The 16160-nt window shown below is 68.6% G+C and carries 12 protein-coding genes; 5 read left to right on the forward strand and 7 right to left on the reverse strand.

The window, feature by feature from the left end:
- The first annotated feature begins 131 nt into the window (after positions 1-131).
- On the forward strand, positions 132-1166 hold the full coding sequence (locus tag ACFY3U_RS13565) for an RICIN domain-containing protein (protein WP_387200019.1): 1035 nt from the start codon (positions 132-134) through the stop codon (positions 1164-1166).
- 72 nt (positions 1167-1238) lie between these two features.
- On the opposite strand, the gene ACFY3U_RS13570 is transcribed toward ACFY3U_RS13565, so the two are convergent.
- Positions 1239-2468 carry a sensor histidine kinase gene (locus ACFY3U_RS13570; RefSeq protein ID WP_387200022.1) on the reverse strand — a complete coding sequence of 410 codons (1230 nt, stop codon included), beginning with the start codon at positions 2466-2468 and terminating at the stop codon, positions 1239-1241.
- 162 nt (positions 2469-2630) lie between these two features.
- Positions 2631-3587 carry an RICIN domain-containing protein gene (locus ACFY3U_RS13575; RefSeq protein ID WP_387200025.1) on the reverse strand — a complete coding sequence of 319 codons (957 nt, stop codon included), beginning with the start codon at positions 3585-3587 and terminating at the stop codon, positions 2631-2633.
- Between the two features lie 260 nt (positions 3588-3847).
- On the opposite strand from ACFY3U_RS13575, the gene ACFY3U_RS13580 reads away from it, so the two are divergent.
- Complete coding sequence (locus ACFY3U_RS13580; protein ID WP_387200028.1) at positions 3848-4480, forward strand: response regulator; 633 nt, start codon at positions 3848-3850, stop codon at positions 4478-4480.
- A 672-nt stretch (positions 4481-5152) separates the two neighbouring features.
- On the opposite strand, the gene ACFY3U_RS13585 is transcribed toward ACFY3U_RS13580, so the two are convergent.
- From ACFY3U_RS13585 to ACFY3U_RS13600, 4 genes are all read right to left on the reverse strand, one after another.
- Positions 5153-6064, reverse strand: coding sequence for a transketolase family protein (locus ACFY3U_RS13585; protein ID WP_387200030.1), 912 nt, complete (start codon positions 6062-6064; stop codon positions 5153-5155).
- On the reverse strand, positions 6061-6711 hold the full coding sequence (locus ACFY3U_RS13590) for a thiamine pyrophosphate-dependent enzyme (RefSeq protein ID WP_387200624.1): 651 nt from the start codon (positions 6709-6711) through the stop codon (positions 6061-6063). Before ACFY3U_RS13590 ends, ACFY3U_RS13585 begins: the two co-directional genes overlap by 4 nt.
- Before the next feature lie 188 nt (positions 6712-6899).
- Positions 6900-7724: an SAM-dependent methyltransferase gene (locus ACFY3U_RS13595; RefSeq protein ID WP_387200032.1), complete on the reverse strand. Its 825-nt coding sequence runs from the start codon at positions 7722-7724 to the stop codon at positions 6900-6902.
- A 31-nt stretch (positions 7725-7755) separates the two neighbouring features.
- The gene (locus ACFY3U_RS13600; protein WP_387200035.1) at positions 7756-9090 is read right to left on the reverse strand and encodes a LuxR C-terminal-related transcriptional regulator; all 1335 of its coding nucleotides are present in this window, start codon (positions 9088-9090) and stop codon (positions 7756-7758) included.
- 1192 nt (positions 9091-10282) lie between these two features.
- Between ACFY3U_RS13600 and ACFY3U_RS13605 the strand changes: the two genes are divergently transcribed.
- Both ACFY3U_RS13605 and ACFY3U_RS13610 read left to right on the forward strand, forming a co-directional pair.
- Positions 10283-11065 carry a thioesterase II family protein gene (locus tag ACFY3U_RS13605; RefSeq protein ID WP_387200038.1) on the forward strand — a complete coding sequence of 261 codons (783 nt, stop codon included), beginning with the start codon at positions 10283-10285 and terminating at the stop codon, positions 11063-11065.
- An 87-nt stretch (positions 11066-11152) separates the two neighbouring features.
- Positions 11153-12745 carry a bifunctional 3-(3-hydroxy-phenyl)propionate/3-hydroxycinnamic acid hydroxylase gene (locus tag ACFY3U_RS13610; RefSeq protein WP_387200041.1) on the forward strand — a complete coding sequence of 531 codons (1593 nt, stop codon included), beginning with the start codon at positions 11153-11155 and terminating at the stop codon, positions 12743-12745.
- Between the two features lie 173 nt (positions 12746-12918).
- On the opposite strand, the gene ACFY3U_RS13615 is transcribed toward ACFY3U_RS13610, so the two are convergent.
- On the reverse strand, positions 12919-14367 hold the full coding sequence (locus ACFY3U_RS13615; RefSeq protein WP_387200044.1) for an NDP-hexose 2,3-dehydratase family protein: 1449 nt from the start codon (positions 14365-14367) through the stop codon (positions 12919-12921).
- A gap of 651 nt (positions 14368-15018) precedes the next feature.
- Between ACFY3U_RS13615 and ACFY3U_RS13620 the strand changes: the two genes are divergently transcribed.
- Positions 15019-16038 carry a Gfo/Idh/MocA family protein gene (locus ACFY3U_RS13620; RefSeq protein ID WP_387200047.1) on the forward strand — a complete coding sequence of 340 codons (1020 nt, stop codon included), beginning with the start codon at positions 15019-15021 and terminating at the stop codon, positions 16036-16038.
- Positions 16039-16160: the final 122 nt, after the last annotated feature.

Below are 16160 nucleotides of genomic sequence, written 5' to 3' on the forward strand. Positions count from 1 at the left end.
GGGCGTGTGGTGCGTCGGGCGGACACCGCGTCGTCCCGCCATCACCCGACGCGACGCGCCGGCCGGGTCGATGGATGCTGCGGGGACATGGTGACGTCCCCCGACGACACCCGTGGACGTGAGGAAGAGCCATGGGACTGCACCACCTGCGCGACCGGCTCGGCCGCGCCCTCGGCATCGTGCTGGCCGCACTGCTGGCCGCGACCGGCCTGACCGTGCTCACCGCCCAACCGGCGCTCGCGCTCGGGCCCGGTGAGGCCTGCGTGTTCCTGCAACCTCAGGGCGGGCAGGTTCTCGGGCGAAACGCCGGCCACATCGGCTGGGGCTACCTCGTCGGCGGCACCAGCACCTGGGTCTTCGGCTCGACGGAGAACCCGAACGGCAACACCACGATCGACGCCGGCTTGTTCAACGGCGCGTGGAGCGCGAACGGCAGCTATCAGCAGATGATGGCGGCCTTCACCTTCCAGGCGCACTTCCCGGGCACCACCAAGCAGCCCGTCCCGGGCCACCCCTACACCACCTACCGATGCCGCAGCACCGCGAACAGCTCGGTGGGCGCCGCGAACACCGCGGTCGCCGACACCAAGTCCTCCGGGTACGCCGGGGTGGGGAACAACTGCCTGGACGCCACCTACCGGGTGCTCAGCGCGTACGGCGTCCCCGGCCTGCCCTGGGTCCAGACCAACCCGTACCCGAACAACTGGTTCAACGCCCTCGGCTCCGAGTGGAGCACCGGGTGGCTCGGCGAGACCTGGGACAACGTCAACTCCTCGATGGCCCTCGACCTCGACCACGGCAACTCCGCCAACGGAACCGCCATCCACCAGTGGTCGATCAACAACACCGAGCCGCAGTGGTGGAACCGCGCCGTGACCGGCGACGGGGCGTACGAGCTGTTCAGCCGGCCCACCGGTAAGTGCGTGGGCGTCTCGGGCGGCAGCACGGCAGCGGGCGCCCACGTCATCGAGTGGGACTGCAACGGCAACCTGGACCAGCGTTGGTACTGGCGCTCGACCGGCGCCTGGCAGGACGGCTGGCCCGCCTACAACCTGGTCAACGAGAAGTCCGGGCTGTGCCTGGGGATCAGTGGCGGCAGCCGGGCACAGGGCGCCATCGCCGTGCAGTGGAGCTGCAACGGCAACCCGGACCAGCGCTGGTACTGAGCCGCCGGCGGCGGATCGGGGCCGGGAACAGCCGGGGGCTGGGATCCTCGACCTCGCGCCGCGCGGGCGGGGTCAGGCCGGCTCGTCGCGGATCGGGATCCACAGCTCCACGTCGGTGCCGGCGCCGGGTTGACTCGTCACACACACGTGACCGCCCACCGCCGCTATCCGCTCCCGGATGGAACACCGCAGGCCCAGCCCTTCCTCGACGGCGCCGGGGTCGAACCCGTCGCCGTTGTCGACGACGCTGACCACGAGATGCCGGCCGCCGGGATCCCGCGCGGCGCGCACCACCGCGCTGCGTACCCCGGCGTGCTTGGCCACGTTGGTGAGCGCCTCCCGGACGGCGCCGCCGATGGCGGCCGCGGCACCCGGACCGGGGTCCGCGCCGGGCGGGCCCGCCCGCAGGGCCACCACGTTGAGGTCGATCCGCAGTCCGCGCCGGGTCTGCTCACGGACCACCTCGTGCAACACACCGAGGAGGGAATCCGTCGGCCCGGGCCGGCCGCCCTCGACCAGCGCCCGCAGCCACACCGCCTCGTCCCGTACGTGGGCGCGCAGTTCCGGGTCGGTGAGCGTGGCGTCCCGGCTCAGCATCTCCAGCGTCTGCAGGGCGCGGTCGTGCAGCACCCGGGCGTACTCGGCCGCCTGCCGCTGGGCGGCCGCCTCGGCGGCACGGGCCATCGCCTGCTCCTCGGCGGCGTCGGCCACCGCGCCGGAGCGGCGCACCCCGCTCGAGACCAGGAAGGTGACCACGGCGTTGATGCCGTAGCTGAGCGAGTCCGGGATGAAGTTGCCGAACGACTCCCCCTGCACGGTGAGCCGGGCGCTCCAGTAGGCCACCATCAGCACGGCGGCCGCGGCGAGCACCTGGCCGAGCCGCCGATAGCCGATGCCGATCGCGATCGCCGCCAGCAGCGTGAACGGATACATGAAGAAGGCCCAGGTGTGCAGGCCGGACGACGTCGGCAGCCAGGCCTCGGCGTAGAGCGCGACGGAGCAGAACAGCACGTCGGCGGTGAGCGTACGGCGGTCCACCCGTCGCTTCCGCCACCAGTACGTGCTGAGGGCCAGCGACTCCCCGGTCACCACCAGCGCGAGCACGAGGGCCACGCCCAGGTCGGGGAGCTGGCCCGCCACCGCGGGCAGGGCGAGGGCGAGCTGGGCCAGGGCGCCGAGCCGGAACAGCACCGCCGCCCGGGTCAGCACCGTCTCGGCGCGCAGCCCGTTGGCCCCGAGAGTGGGCACCGGTACGGACGGCGTCGGCCCTGCGGTGGGCGCCGGTCGACGGTCGGAGCGCACCGCCTGACCCTGGCCACCCGGCCCGGACGAGCCCCGTTGGGCCATGTCGTCATCCCGCCCGCTCGGCAATCGATCCGCTCAGATCGTCCCCTATGGATGGTGCGACGGGCAAGGACGGCGCCCCGCCCGGAGGGGGCGGGGCGCCGGTGGAGCGAGGTCAGGTCAGTACCACTCCTGGTTGGCGCCGCCGCCGCAGCTCCACTGCTGCAGCGGGGTCCCGTCGGTGGTGCCCCGGCCCGTGATGTCCAGGCATCTGCCGCTGTTGCGGTTGCGGATCTGCCAGACCGGCCAGCCGTTGACCGTCCGGCCCCTGCTCTCCCAGGCCCAGAGCTGGTCGGCGTGGCCGTTGCAGTCCCACTCGACGACCGGGGCGCCGTCGTCGGTGCGACCGCCGCCCACCCCGACGCACTTGCCGGTGGCCTTGTTGGTGAGCCGCCAGTAGCCGTCGCCGTTGCTCTTGCGGATCCACCACTGGGCGTCGGTCTTGTTGCCCGTCCAAATCTGGATCTTGGTGCCGTTGGTGGCCGAGGAGTGGTCCAGGTCGAGGTACTTGTTCGTGGCCGGGTTGATCCAGGTTTCCGGGCCGCCCGGGGTGCCGACCGCACCACCGAAGTGGATGAAGTTCAGACCGGCGGTGGCAACCGTGTGCTGGCCGTACACGTGGTAGGCGTTGCCGTTCCACGGGCCGGCGTAGTTGTAGTCCTCGACGGTGACGGTGCCGTTGCCGACGCCGATCACCCAGGCCACGTGGCCCGCCGGGCCGGCGCCGTCCACGTCCGGCGGGAACTGCGCCACCGATCCCACGGTCGGGGTCCCGTCGACGGGCACGCCGGTCTGCCGCGCGGCGTTGGCCCAGTTACTGGCGTTTCCCCAGGTCACCCCGCCGTACTGGTTGGTGAAGTTCACGTGGGCGTCGTTGTTGATCCGCCAGGCGACGAAGGAGGTGCACTCCCGGGTGTAGAAGTTCCACCGGTCCACCTGGTCCACCCCCGACCCCGCGTACGGGTAGTCGTTGGTGCCGGTCGTCGCGTGCGCGACTCCGCCGAGGCCGAGCAACGTGGCGGCCAGCGCGGTGACCAGCGCGACCACCGCGTTGACGACACGGGTACGAACAGACATGAGCAGCTCCCGCTGTCCAAGGGCCGTCGGGTGACGACCTGCACCGAAAGCATCGCCAGCTGTCGAAGTGTGGGCAGGATCCGTGATTCGTCGACCGTGTCGCACCACAGCCGCGTGGTGCACATGTCCGACGTGACACCGGCGCCGGGACGGGGTCATGCTGGGCGCGTCGACCGGCGGGGCCGGTCGATCGGTGGACGCGGCGGGCCGGAGACGATGTGACAGCGACCGATGACAACGGGCCGGAACGGCATCGCGAGATGATTCGCGTCGCCATCGTCGACGACCATCCGATCGCCCGTCGAGGGGTGCAGGCCACCCTCACCGAGAGTGGCACGTTCGAGCTGGTCGCCTCGGTGGACTCGCCGGCCGCGCTGGTGGACGCGCCCGACGCGCTGCCCGACGTCATCGTCCTGGACCTCTACCACGACCAGCGCCCCTGCCTGCCCGAGGTGACCCGGTTGTCGGCACGTGCCCGGGTGCTGGTGATGTCGGCGTCCGGCGCGCCGAAGGACGTGCTGGGCGCGGTCCGGGCCGGCGCCCGCGGCTACCTCACCAAACACGCCCAACCGGCGGAGTTCGTGGCCGCCGTCGAGCTGGTGGCCGGCGGAGGGTTCTGGCTCTCCTCCCAGTTGGCCGACATCATGCAGACGCTGCTCAGCGCGCCGGCCGAGGCCGAGGTGCGCCTGTCGCCGCGCGAGGAGCAGACCCTGGATCTGATCGCCCGAGGATTCACCCACGCACAGGCGGCGACCCGGATGGGCGTCAGCAAGGCCACCGTGGATACCTACGTGGAGCGGATCCGGGCCAAGCTGCACGTGGGCAACAAGGCGGAGCTGACCCGGGTCGCCCTGCGCCGATCGCCGCAGCACCCGCCCGACCAGCCCTGCTGATCGGTACGACCCCAATCGGGCCGGGTCCCGCTCCGGCGGGTGAGCGGGGGTGATCGAGTAGCTGGGGCGGACGCGCGCGACCGGGCAGGCCGCAGCGGTGCCCGGGACCGGCGGTCAACCGGCGGGTGCTCGACGGGCCCGGCGCGCGACGACGGCGGCCTCGACGTCGGCCGGCAGCGGCGCCTGCGGCTCACCGGCGAGATCGTCGACGGTCACCTCCCGCCGCCCCGGCCAGACGGTGGCGCTCGGGAACGGCGAGCAGGCGCGGGAAGACGCCGATTGTCTCCAGGTGGAGGTCACTCGTCGCATCCAGGGTGCACGGCGGCCAACGGCAGGCCGCCTCGGCGGTGCCGTCGCGCAGCCGGAGGACATGGTCCCGGAACGGTACGTCGGTCAGCGTGACCTGCCTGCCGGGCAGATCACGCCGAGGCCCCAGCACGGCGTCCGCCTACAACTCGTCAACACTGCTGGCCAGCGTGGTGACGAGCAGCCGTCGGGGGGATCGCCACAACCACCATCGACCTCGTCGGAGCCTCGACCGGGCCGTGCTCGCCGATCTGCAGCCAGCACGACCCACGTCCGTCACGCCACCAACACCACCACGATCGACCTCAAGGCCGTTCGACCCGGCCAGTGACAGCAGGATCCGGATCCCACTGCCCGGCAGAGGGGCTATCGGAGGAAGTCACTGATCGACTCAGCCAGGCTCGCGGCGTCCAGGCCGTGCAGCCGGTCGTGGTCCGCAGCCTTGCCGTAGGCACGCACCTCCTGGTCCCGCCGCACCCCGTGCGACCGCAGCCGGTGTGGCACGTCACCGAGCGCCTCGGCTACTTCGTGTGCTGAGGTCCCCCGCAGGTACGGCTCGACCACCACCACGTTCGGTCGTGCGTCGGCCACCGCCGCTCGCAGGCCAGCGTGGTCGAACGGCCGGATCGTGGAGGCGTACAGCACCGTCACGTCCGCCGTGGACGTGGCGGCGAGCACGTCGTCCAGTACCGGTCCGACCGCCACCACCACGCCGGCGCCGCCTCGGCGCAGCACGGTGAAGCCGTCCAGGACAGGCATCGCCTCGCGGTTGGCCTTGTCGGACAGCCGCAGATAGACCCGCCCTTCGCCGGACAGTGCGTTCCGCATCAGCTTCTCGGCCTCGTCCTCGTGCCCTGGTACGTGCACGGTCCAGCCGGGCAGCGTGTCGAGCAGCGCTACGTCGCCGGGCGCCTGATGGGTCCGACCCCGCGCCAGGTCGTCGTAGGAGCCACCGATGCTGACCAGCACAGCACCGACATCCTGGTGCCCGAGGTCGAGCTTGATCTGCTCGAACGGACGCTCGATCAGGAACGGCGTGTAGGTGTGCACCACCGGCCGGAAGCCGTTCAGCGCCAGGCCACCGGCCATGCCGATCATCGCCTGCTCGCGGATCCCAACGTTGATCACCCGGTCCGGGTAGGTCTCCCGGGCCGCGTCGAACGACCACGACGAGATGTCCGCCGTCAACAGGACCAGCTTCTCGTGGGTGGCCAGCGACTCGATCACGGTGTCGACGAAGACGGCGCGCATCTGCTTCCGGTCCACCTGGGTGCTCATGCCGCGCTCCCTTCCCGGGTCTGGCGAATCTCCGCGATCACGGCCTGCGGCCGTCCGTCGGGTTCCTGAGTCAGTGCTCGGTAGAGCTCGTCGTTGTCGCGCCCATCCACCGTGGTCGCGCGCCAGCCCTCCACCTCGAAGCGCCTGGCGATACCATCCGGCCAGCCAAGGCTCGCCGAGCGGTTGTCGATCACGACCGTAGTGATGCGATCGAGCCCGAGGCGACCGGCGATCGCGATGGCCTCGTGGTTGCTGCCCTCGTCGAACTCGCCGTCACCGATCAGCACCACCACGCGGGAGCGCCGCCCCTCGGCACGCAGCCCGAGTGCGGTCCCCACGCCGAGCGGGAGCCCGTGGCCGAGCGAGCCACTGCTGATCTCCACGCCGGGCACCAGCATGCGGTCCGGGTGAAGGCCGAGCGGTGAGCCCAGTTGCGTCCAGGTGTCCAGCGTTTCGGGGGCCATGAAGCCCTTCGCGGCGAGCATGGCGTAGTAGGCCATCGGTCCGTGGCCCTTGGAGAGATAGAACCTGTCCCGGTCGGGGTCGTCGATGTTGGCCGGCGAGATGTCGAGCACACGATCGTAGAGCACCCAGATGGCGTTCAGCGTCGACGCTGCCGCCCACAGGTGCTTCTCGTCCCCGACCATCCTGCCGAAAAGGCCTCGTAACGTCTCTTCTGTCGTCTGCATGATCCCACCTGGGAGATGTCGATAGTGGAGAAAGGGCCGTGCTCCCCACTGCCTGGGCAATGCGGTGTTCACTTGGTGTGGGGTCTATCTCGCCGCCCACCAGCCCGCGACCTCGTCACGTGCCACGACCAGCGGATCGTGGATGGTCAGGCGGCCTTGCGGGCAGTCAGAAGGGCGTACCCCAACGCCGGCTCCTCGCTGAATGCGCGGAACCTGGAGAGCGTGAGGTCGAACTGCTCCGCCCCGATGTGCGGCAGGGCCTGTTCCCGCAAGGCCGCGAACCGCTCCGCCGCCTTGGCCCATGACGGCCGGGTGTATTTGCTGACGTCCTCGGTGGCCTCGGGAACGAGTCCGGCTGCCCGGATGACGGACAGGTACTCGTCAAGTCCAACGACCGACAGGACACCCTTGCTGGCCTGCTTGACACGGGCGGCGCCAGCTCCGTACCCGTCGGCGCTCGGGAGCAGCATGAAGTCACCGATCGCCATCCGCCCCCCGGGTCGCAGCACCCTGGCTGCCTGACGGAGAACATGGCCCCGATCTGGCATGTGATGCAGGGACTCCAGTGCCCAGACGATGTCAAACGAGTCATCCGGGAATGGCAGGTCCATCGCGTCGGCCAACTGGAAGGACAATCGGTCGGCCAAGCCGGCGGACGCAGCGCGATCAGTTGCCCGTTCCACCTGCCGCCGACTGATCGAGACCCCCACAACCTCAATCTTGTGCGCCGTGGCCAGCCTGATGGCCGGCTCGCCGATGCCACAACCGAGATCGAGCAGGCGATCGCCCGGCTCAATGGCCAGTAGTCCGGTCAGTTTGTCGGTCAACCGATTGGCGGCGTCCTCCACCGACACGTCGTCGGACGTGTCGTCCCAGTAGCCGTGGTGCAGATTCTCGCCCCAGAGTTGGTCTAGCAGATCTGCGAACACGTCATAGCCTTGACCAATCTCGTTCGGCGTCGGCTTTTTCACCAGTGCCCCTCCACCATCATCTTCCATAATCCTAGGACTCATTCCGCAATTGCCTGGATCTCCAGCTGGCCGCCAATTCGACCCGCGATGTGAGGCTCATCTTCTGGTACACCTTCTTGAGGTGGAAAGCCACGGTGTGCCGAGAGATGAACAGCTGCCTGCCGACCTCGTTGTTGGTATGCCCTTGGCTCACGAGCTCCGCGACCGCGAACTCCGTGTTGGTGAGTCCGTGTGGCAAATGGCCTTCACGCTCCACGGTCCGGATCACGCCGCGTCGCACGCCGAACTCGCGGAGTTTGTTCGCGACCCGGGAAGCATCACGCGCGGCACCGACCGCGGTGTAGGAATGCAGAGCCGATTCGAAGATGCGGACTGTGTCGTTCCGTTCGGAGCGTCGCTTGGCCAACAAGTCGGCCAGGTCCTCCCGCGCGGACGCCCCGCACCACCGATCAGGATAGATATTCGCCGCCTCAAGCAATTTACTGGAGTCCTCCTCCAGCAGGCCGGCGGCGTGCAACGCCGCCCCTCGAACGACACTGAAACCCGGATGTGCGGCTGACGCCGCATCGGCCGCCGCCACCGCTGCTTCCGCGAGGTCCTGGGCGCCCAACTTGCGGGATGCGCGAACCAGCCACGAAGCCGCCGCCGGCTCGGAGACCAGAAGCTGACGAAGAACAAGGTGATTGGTGACTATTCCAGCAATGAGACCAGCCGCCCTGTCCACCCCGCCACGTGCCTCCGCCGCCTGAGCGGTCACCCACGCCCCCGCAGCCTGCCCGAAGTAGCCGAGCAGGGCTTCACCGGTCAGCTTGTCCACAAATTGAAGGCAGGTTCTCATGTCCGCCCGGCGGAGCGCTGCGAGTGCCATCACGACGTAGCCGGTGGGCAGCAACGACCGGGCATCGCAACACTCTGCGATCCGCAGCCCCGCGTTGACCTCGGCGAGACCGTCGTCGGCACAGCCCATGGCGAATAGCAGTTCACCCCGAATGATGAGCGTCGTCGCAGTCATGAGTTGCGAATTCGACTTGTCCCTGCGCGCCTCAAGGGAGTTGATCGCCTGCCAGCCAGCCTCAAGTTCCCTGGCCTTGGTCAGCAACGCAACGTGCCACAGGGGGGCCAATTCACAGAACTCGTGACCTCTTTCACATCTGACACCAACTGCCGCCGCCGAATACTGCAATCCCGCGTCGAGCCGCCCGCCGTACCACGACAGAGCGGAGCGGCGGAAAAGAACGGCGGTTTCACACGAGCTCGCCGGGATATCATCCGCGCATCCGACAAACGGATGTTGAGGAAAAGACACCCGCGGCGCGTAACGGCTTCGGTCACAGGGAATCTCCGCGCTGGCATACGCCAGCGTCAACAAAGACGACAAGAATCCCCCCAGCAGATCTCAAATAATTGCCTTATGGGCAATTACTTGTAGTAGCTAACCCATCACCGACACTACTACCGGCGAGGCCCTGCGTCCAGTGGAGATTGCGAAGTGCTTCGCGATCAACATCTCCGCTGGTCACAGCGTTGCGCACTACTAGGCTCCTGTGAGAATCGGCTAAGCGTTGACACTGCATAGGAGGATATCTATCATCGCCGGCGCAGCAGCAGGTGCGAAAGCGCCTTGGTGCGGGTGTAGTCGCAGGTAGGATCACGCGACACCACGGCCATGGGGCAAGATCCGAGCCTCCAGCGGGCGGCCTCGCGGGCGGACCACTCCGGCAAACCCAAGAAGGCGCAGCGTCGACACCGAGCCGCCGACAGATTCAAGAAGTCAAAGCATTTGCCGCTACGAGTTCGGCGAAAAGTTCCGGAGAACTTCTTCCAATTGTGGCTCTTACGAGGGTCGGTCGTTGATTTCCAAGGCCACCATCGCCAAGCACTTCGGGTCGGACGTGATCAAGACAGCTTTGCGGGGCTTCGCGTAGGCGCCTGAGGGTGTTAATGAGCTGGGGGTCTGCGGTGTCACCGGCCTGATGGCAGGGTGCCGTAGGACGAGTCCGGCGATCGCACCGCTGCTGGAGCAGATCCAGGCACGGTGGCTTCCTGGCGCTACCAGGTTGAGGGGTGCTCGGCGGCCCGGCTCATCCCTATCGTTGGCGAAGAGGGGCCGCAGCGCGTCCGTCCGAGGCCGGCGGATCGTCGGCCTTCCGACCCGGAAGGAAGAGCCACATGACCGCCGACCCGCGCCCCTCAGCAACCCGCCGGCGGACTCGACGGTCGGGACTCTCCTCAGCCTCGTGACGTCCCGAGGGCAGACAGCGAAGAACCTGATCGGGATCTCGGTGCTTGTCCTCCCCGAGAACCCGGACCAGTTCGCGTGGCCGAAGGTAGACCCGTCACTGGTGGCCACGGGCGGGCCTACCGGAAGGCGGAGGTGCACCACCCGGGATGTCCGCCCGGATCCCGGAGCTGTCCCTCGCGATGCCGCCCAAGGAGAGGCCCGCACATGCGGCGGCCCCGGATGCGCCGGACCAGCAACCACCAGCAGAAGGCCGTCTGAAGACCCCCGGCGTCGTGAAGTCACACCGCCACGGACATCCCGGAAAGGAATTCTGGCCGTGCCTCAATCTGCGGAGCATGTCGAGAAGTGGCTGCGCCGGTTCCACCCGGCGCCCGATTGTGTGGCCCGTCTGGTGTGCCTGCCACACGCCGGCGGCTCGGCAAGCTTCTTCCACCCGGTGTCCAAGGCGCTCGCCCCCGCGGTGGAGGTCCTGGCGGTCCAGTATCCGGGTCGCCAGGAGCGGCGCCACGAGCCGCCTGTTGGCAACATCCCGGATCTGGCGGACCAGATCCTCGACGCGCTGCGCCACCTGGACGACCGTCCCCTGGCGTTGTTCGGGCACAGCATGGGTGCGGTCCTCGGTTACGAGGTGGCGTTGCGGATGCGGGACGCCGGACTGCCGTCACCGGCGCACCTCTTCGTCTCCGGTCGACGGGCCCCGTCCCGCTACCGCGACGAGCGGGTGCACCAGCTGTCGGACGCCCGGATCGTGTCCGAGCTCCGGGCCCTGAGCGGCACCGCACCGGCCATGCTGGCCGACCCGGAACTGTTGGAGATGATCCTGCCGGCCGTCCGCAGCGACTACCACGCCGTCGAGTCGTACCGCCACGACCCCGAGCGGAGACTGGACTGCCCCATCACCGTTCTTACCGGCGACAGTGACCCTCGGGTGTCCATTGACGAGGCTCACACCTGGAGCGAGCACACCACCGGGCCGACGGACCTCAAGGTTCTCCCGGGGGGGCACTTCTTCCTCATCGACCAGAGCGAGAACGTGATCGGGACTCTGAAGCGGGAACTGGTGGATAGGACACCAACCGGCGAACGACGGACCCGATGAGCATTGGTCAGCTTCACATCAACCGGCTCGACCCGATGACGGGTCACTGTTTCCGCCCTTTACACAGCGTCGACCTGTGAGGTTTCCGTGACGGACGCGGACGTCGTCATCGTTGGCAACGGGCCGATTGGTGCCACCCTGTCGGTGCTGCTCGCCCAACGCGGCTGGCGGGTAACCGTGCTCGAACGCCGCCCCCGACCGTATCGGCTTCCCCGGGCGACCAGCTTCGACGGCGAGACCGCCCGTCTGCTGGCTGCCACCGGGATAGGCCCGGACCTCGGCCGGATCACGGCTCCGGCCAGCGGCTACCAGTGGCGCACCACCGCCGGCGAGACGCTGCTGGACATCGCGTTCAGCACGACCGGCCCGTACGGCTGGCCGGACGCGAACACAATGCACCAGCCGGCCCTCGAGGAGCTCATCGCGACCAGGGTGGCGACGCTTCCCGGCATCACCGTGCTGCGCGGACACGAGGTCGTGGGCGTCACCGACCGCGACCATCTGGTCGAAGTGCTCGCCACCGACGAGGACGGCGCCACCCGGCCCCTCTCCGCGCGGTGGGTGGTGGGATGCGACGGCGCCAACAGCTTCGTCCGCAACCACCTCGACGTCTCCGTCACGGACCTCGGGTTCTCCTACGAGTGGTTGCTCTGCGACGTCGAACTGCACGAGCCGCGTGAGTTCGTCCCAACGAACGTGCAGATCTGCGATCCGGCGCGGCCCACGACCCAGGTGGGCAGCGGTCCAGGGCGACGGCGCTGGGAATTCATGCGCCTGCCCAGCGAGAGCACGGCCGAGCTGAACAAGGACGAGACGGCGTGGCGCCTGCTGGCACCGTTCGGCGTGCGCCCCGACACCGCCACCCTGCTGCGCAGCACCACGTACATCTTCCAGGCCAGGTGGGCCGAGCAGTGGCGGGTGGGTCACATCCTGCTGGCCGGCGACGCGGCCCACCTCATGCCGCCGTTCGCCGGGCAGGGCATGTGCTCCGGCATCCGGGACGTCGTCAATTTGGCGTGGAAGCTCGACCTCACCCTCCGCGGGTTGGCGCCGGAGTCGCTTATGGACTCCTACACGGAGGAGCGCCGCGCACAGGCCAAGGCGGCGATCCTGGCCTCGGTCCAGCTGGGGAGGGTGATCTGCGTGACCGACCCGGCGGCCGCCGCCGAGCGGGACGCCACGGTGCTGGCCAACCGCCGCGGGCAGCCGGCGAACCGGCCGGAGCCGGCGAAGTCGCTCTCGGACGGGCTACTCCACCGACGGCCCGGAGCGGACGCGGCCGAGCCACCGGCGGGTGCGGTCGTACCGCAGGGACGAGTGACCCTGCACGGTGCCACCGGGCTGTTCGACGACGTCGTCGGCCGCGGTTTCGTCCTGCTGACCACCGAGGACCCGCACGCCGCGCTCGACGACGACCGATTGTCCTTCCTCGCCGAGCTCGACGCACACGTTGTGCGGCTGCTACCACCCGGAGACGCACCGAAGCACGGCGTGGTGGATGTGGATAACGTCTACCACCCATACCTGGCGCAGTTCAGGGCGACCTCCCTGCTTGTCCGTCCCGACTACCACGTCTTCGGTGCCGTGAGCGGACCAGGCGACACCAGGGACCTGGTGGACGACCTGCGGAACCAGCTGCGGGCCCCGGTGTCGGCCGGCGTGCCGCCGCGGGCCGCCTGACGCGGCACCCGTCGAGGAGGCCCGAGGGTGACATCGCGCCACCCGGCGGGGACGGGCCCCACCGGCAGCGGGGCAACGGGCAACTCGGCGAGTTGATTGTCGACGCTGCCACCGCCGCCTGCGCCGGCTCGGCACCAGGTGGTGGTGAGAATGGAGGGCCTTCCCTGTGTCTGTCAGAAGCGCTGAGTCAGGCTTCGCATGCTAGCCATTAAGCTGCGCAGTTCCACCGTCAGGTAGTTGCTGTGCGGCAGCAGCGACGTGAGTTGGTGCAGCGTGGTCCACAGGTACCGGTCGTGGGACTCGGCGAGGTCGTCCTCGTCCTCCACCTCGATTATCAGGTATCGGTTCTGGGCGTGGTGGAAGCGGCCGCCCTCCTCGGAGTGCATGACATCCAGCCGGACGCGGCAGGCGGGTACCGCCAGCGCGTAATCGAGGTAGGGCGGGCGGTGTTCCGCTGGCACGTCAACGTAGTTGCCCGGCTGGCAGTGCACGGTGGCGGTCAGCTCGGCGATGTTGAGCATGCCCGCGTCGCTACGGGCCTGGACCAGCGCGTGCAACGTGCCACCGATCCGCTTGACCAGCAAGGCGAGCAGACCGGGTTCTTTGGGGGCCACCAGCGGCTGGGTCCACGCGGCGACCTCGCGATTGCTGGCCTGTACGGCCACCGCGACGACGTCGAAGTACTTGCCGTCGCGGTGGTCGATGACGTCGGCGCCGAGGCGCCAGCCGTCCTCGGCAAGGTGCCTGAGCGGCACCCGGCTCTGCACCAGCTCCTGGCCGGCTCGCACCTCGGTGAGCCAGCTGAGGATCTTCCCGTCGGCGTGCAGGGCCTTGCCGTGACCGGACAGCGAACACAGGACCGCATGGGTGAACGAGTCGTCGCCGGCGTCCCTGTCGTTCGGCCCGGTCAGCGCTGGCGGGATGCAGGACAGGACCGTTCTGGAGTCCATGTTCACCATGTGGTCGAGTAACAGCAGGCGGCGGATCTGGCCGAGGGTGAGCCAGCAGAAGTCCTCGTCGAGCGGTACGTCGTCGCTGGTCTCTACGACGATATTGCGGTTGCGCTTGTGCAGGAACCACGACCCCTGCTCGGACTGCAGCCCGTCGAACAGCACCCTGCCGCGGGAGTCCGGGCGGAAATACTCGAGGTACTTGGTGCCCGCGCCGCCGTGGACCTTCATGTAGTTGCTGCGAGTGGCCTGCACGGTCGGAGAGATCTGTAGGCCGTTGATGTTGCCCGGCTCCATCTTGGCCTGCATCAGGCAGTGAAGGACACCGTCGAACCGCTTGACGAGGATGCCGAGCACGCCGATCTCCGGCTGCACGATGATGGGCTGGCCCCACTCGCTCACCCACGGCCGGTTGGTCCGGACCCGCAGGCCCTCCACGGAGAAGAACCGCCCGCTCTCGTGGAGGAGGTTTCCCGTGTCCGGATCGAAGTTCCACCCGGAAAGTTCCGCGAACGGAATCCGATCCACCCGGAAGCTGTTCGCACGGGTCCGCGCGTTGAACCAGGAGTGGAAGTCCGCCATGGAAGTGATCGCGTTGTCGGCCGAGGCGATGGCCCGTCCGGAGCGTACCGTCTTCGCATCTGTGCGTGTCGCGCTCGCGCTGTCGATCACATGATCCCCTCGATGTCGTGCCTACTCGTCGGGGTCAGCCGACCCGGAACCGGTGGATGGCGGTGAGGTGCCAGTGCCACAGATCGGGGTCCCGGTCGCTGAAGCCTCTCCTCAGGAGCGGGGCGGAGCAGGCCGCCCATGCCCTGGGGTTGACGCCGGCCGTGCCTGTCGCTACCCGACACTCATGGCACGCCGCTCGGTGCAGGGCTGCCGTGTTCAGCCTGTCCCCCGGCCGACGGGGCATCACTGCTCCGCAGCACGTCCGGTGGTGCCTCGCCACCCAGCACCGCGGCGGAGCGCCGCCGGTCAACGCAGTGGTCGAGCTCTGCCATGTGCCTGACCACCCTTCGATCAACAGCGACCTGCGTGATTCATCGGTACGCTAGATCAGGCGCGATCGACCCGGTATCCCTCGATCTGATGGCTCCGCGAGCAGTGCAACCGGCCGGCGTCCTATCAGAACTAGGGATGCCGGTCGAGCCACAGCTGTCCTACTATCCCCAAGGGACCATCGCCGGTCTGAGGCTCGACACGGCTCCGCCAGCGACGGTCCGTTGTGGGGGTCGCCCTCGCTGGTCCGGCACGGCCGCCAAGTCTGCGTCCCGGCGGGGACTGCCGCAGGCCTGCCATGACACTAGGGAAGGAGATCTTGTGACTCCCGTGCGAATCGGGATCATGGGATGCGCGAGCATCGCCCGCCGGAAGATGCTCCCCGCCATGGCCGCCCTTCCCGAGATCGAGATCGCGGCAGTCGCCAGCCGGGACCTCGACAAGGCCGTGGAGGTCGCCCGGACCTACGGCTGCCGCGCGGTCGAGGGCTACGAGGCGCTGTTGGACCTCGATGAGGCTGATGCCGTCTACATTCCGCTGCCGAACGCCATGCATGCCAGCTGGATCGAGGACGCCCTGCACGCCGGCAAGCACGTGCTGGCCGAAAAGCCGCTGACCACCAGCGTGTCCCGGACGGCCGAGCTGATAGCCACGGCGCGGTCCCGCGGTCTGGTGCTCATGGAAAACATGATGTTCCTTCACCACAGCCAGCACGCGGTGGTGCGGAACAAGCTCGAAGACGGCGCGATCGGCTACCTGCGCGCCTTCCACGCCTCGTTCGGCGTGCCGAGGCGCCCGGTCGACGATGTCCGCTACAGCGCCGAACTCGGGGGCGGTGCCCTGATGGACACCGGGGTGTATCCGGTCCGCGCGGCGATGTGCTTCTTGGGCGGCAGCGCTTTGGACGTCCTCTCGGCGGTTCTGACCCTCCCTCACGGCCATCCCGTCGAGACCTCCGGGCAGGCGCTGCTGTGTACCGACGGCGGCGTGGGAGCGCAGGTGACCTTCGGCCTCGACCACTCCTACCGGTCCAGTTACGAGCTCTGGGGCAGCGAGGGACGAATCGTCGTCGAGCATGCCTATACCCCACCCGCCGACCACGTCCCGGTGGTGCGCCTGGAGCGTCAGTCGGGCGTTCAGGAGATTCGGTTGGCGCCCGACGACCAGGTGGCGAACTCGGTGAGCGCCTTCGCGACGGCCGTCCGGTCGGGACAGCTCCCCGACAATGGCAGCGTTCTGCGGCAGGCTGTCCTTGTCAACGATATACGCACCAAAGCGAGGCTTCACGGCGATCACCCCATCGAGCAGGCGGACGCCATCCGGACGGAGAAGTTGGTATGAGGGCGCCGGTGCTGGCCGACGAATCGGAGACGCCCCGCCCCCTCAGCTATTCCATGCTCAGACAGCTCATTCCCGATCACGGGCCGGTCCGCTGACACACGAACATGGCAGGAGTTTTGCAT

Origin of the sequence: Micromonospora sp. NPDC000089, assembly GCF_042899365.1 — a bacterium.
GTDB lineage: Bacteria > Actinomycetota > Actinomycetes > Mycobacteriales > Micromonosporaceae > Micromonospora.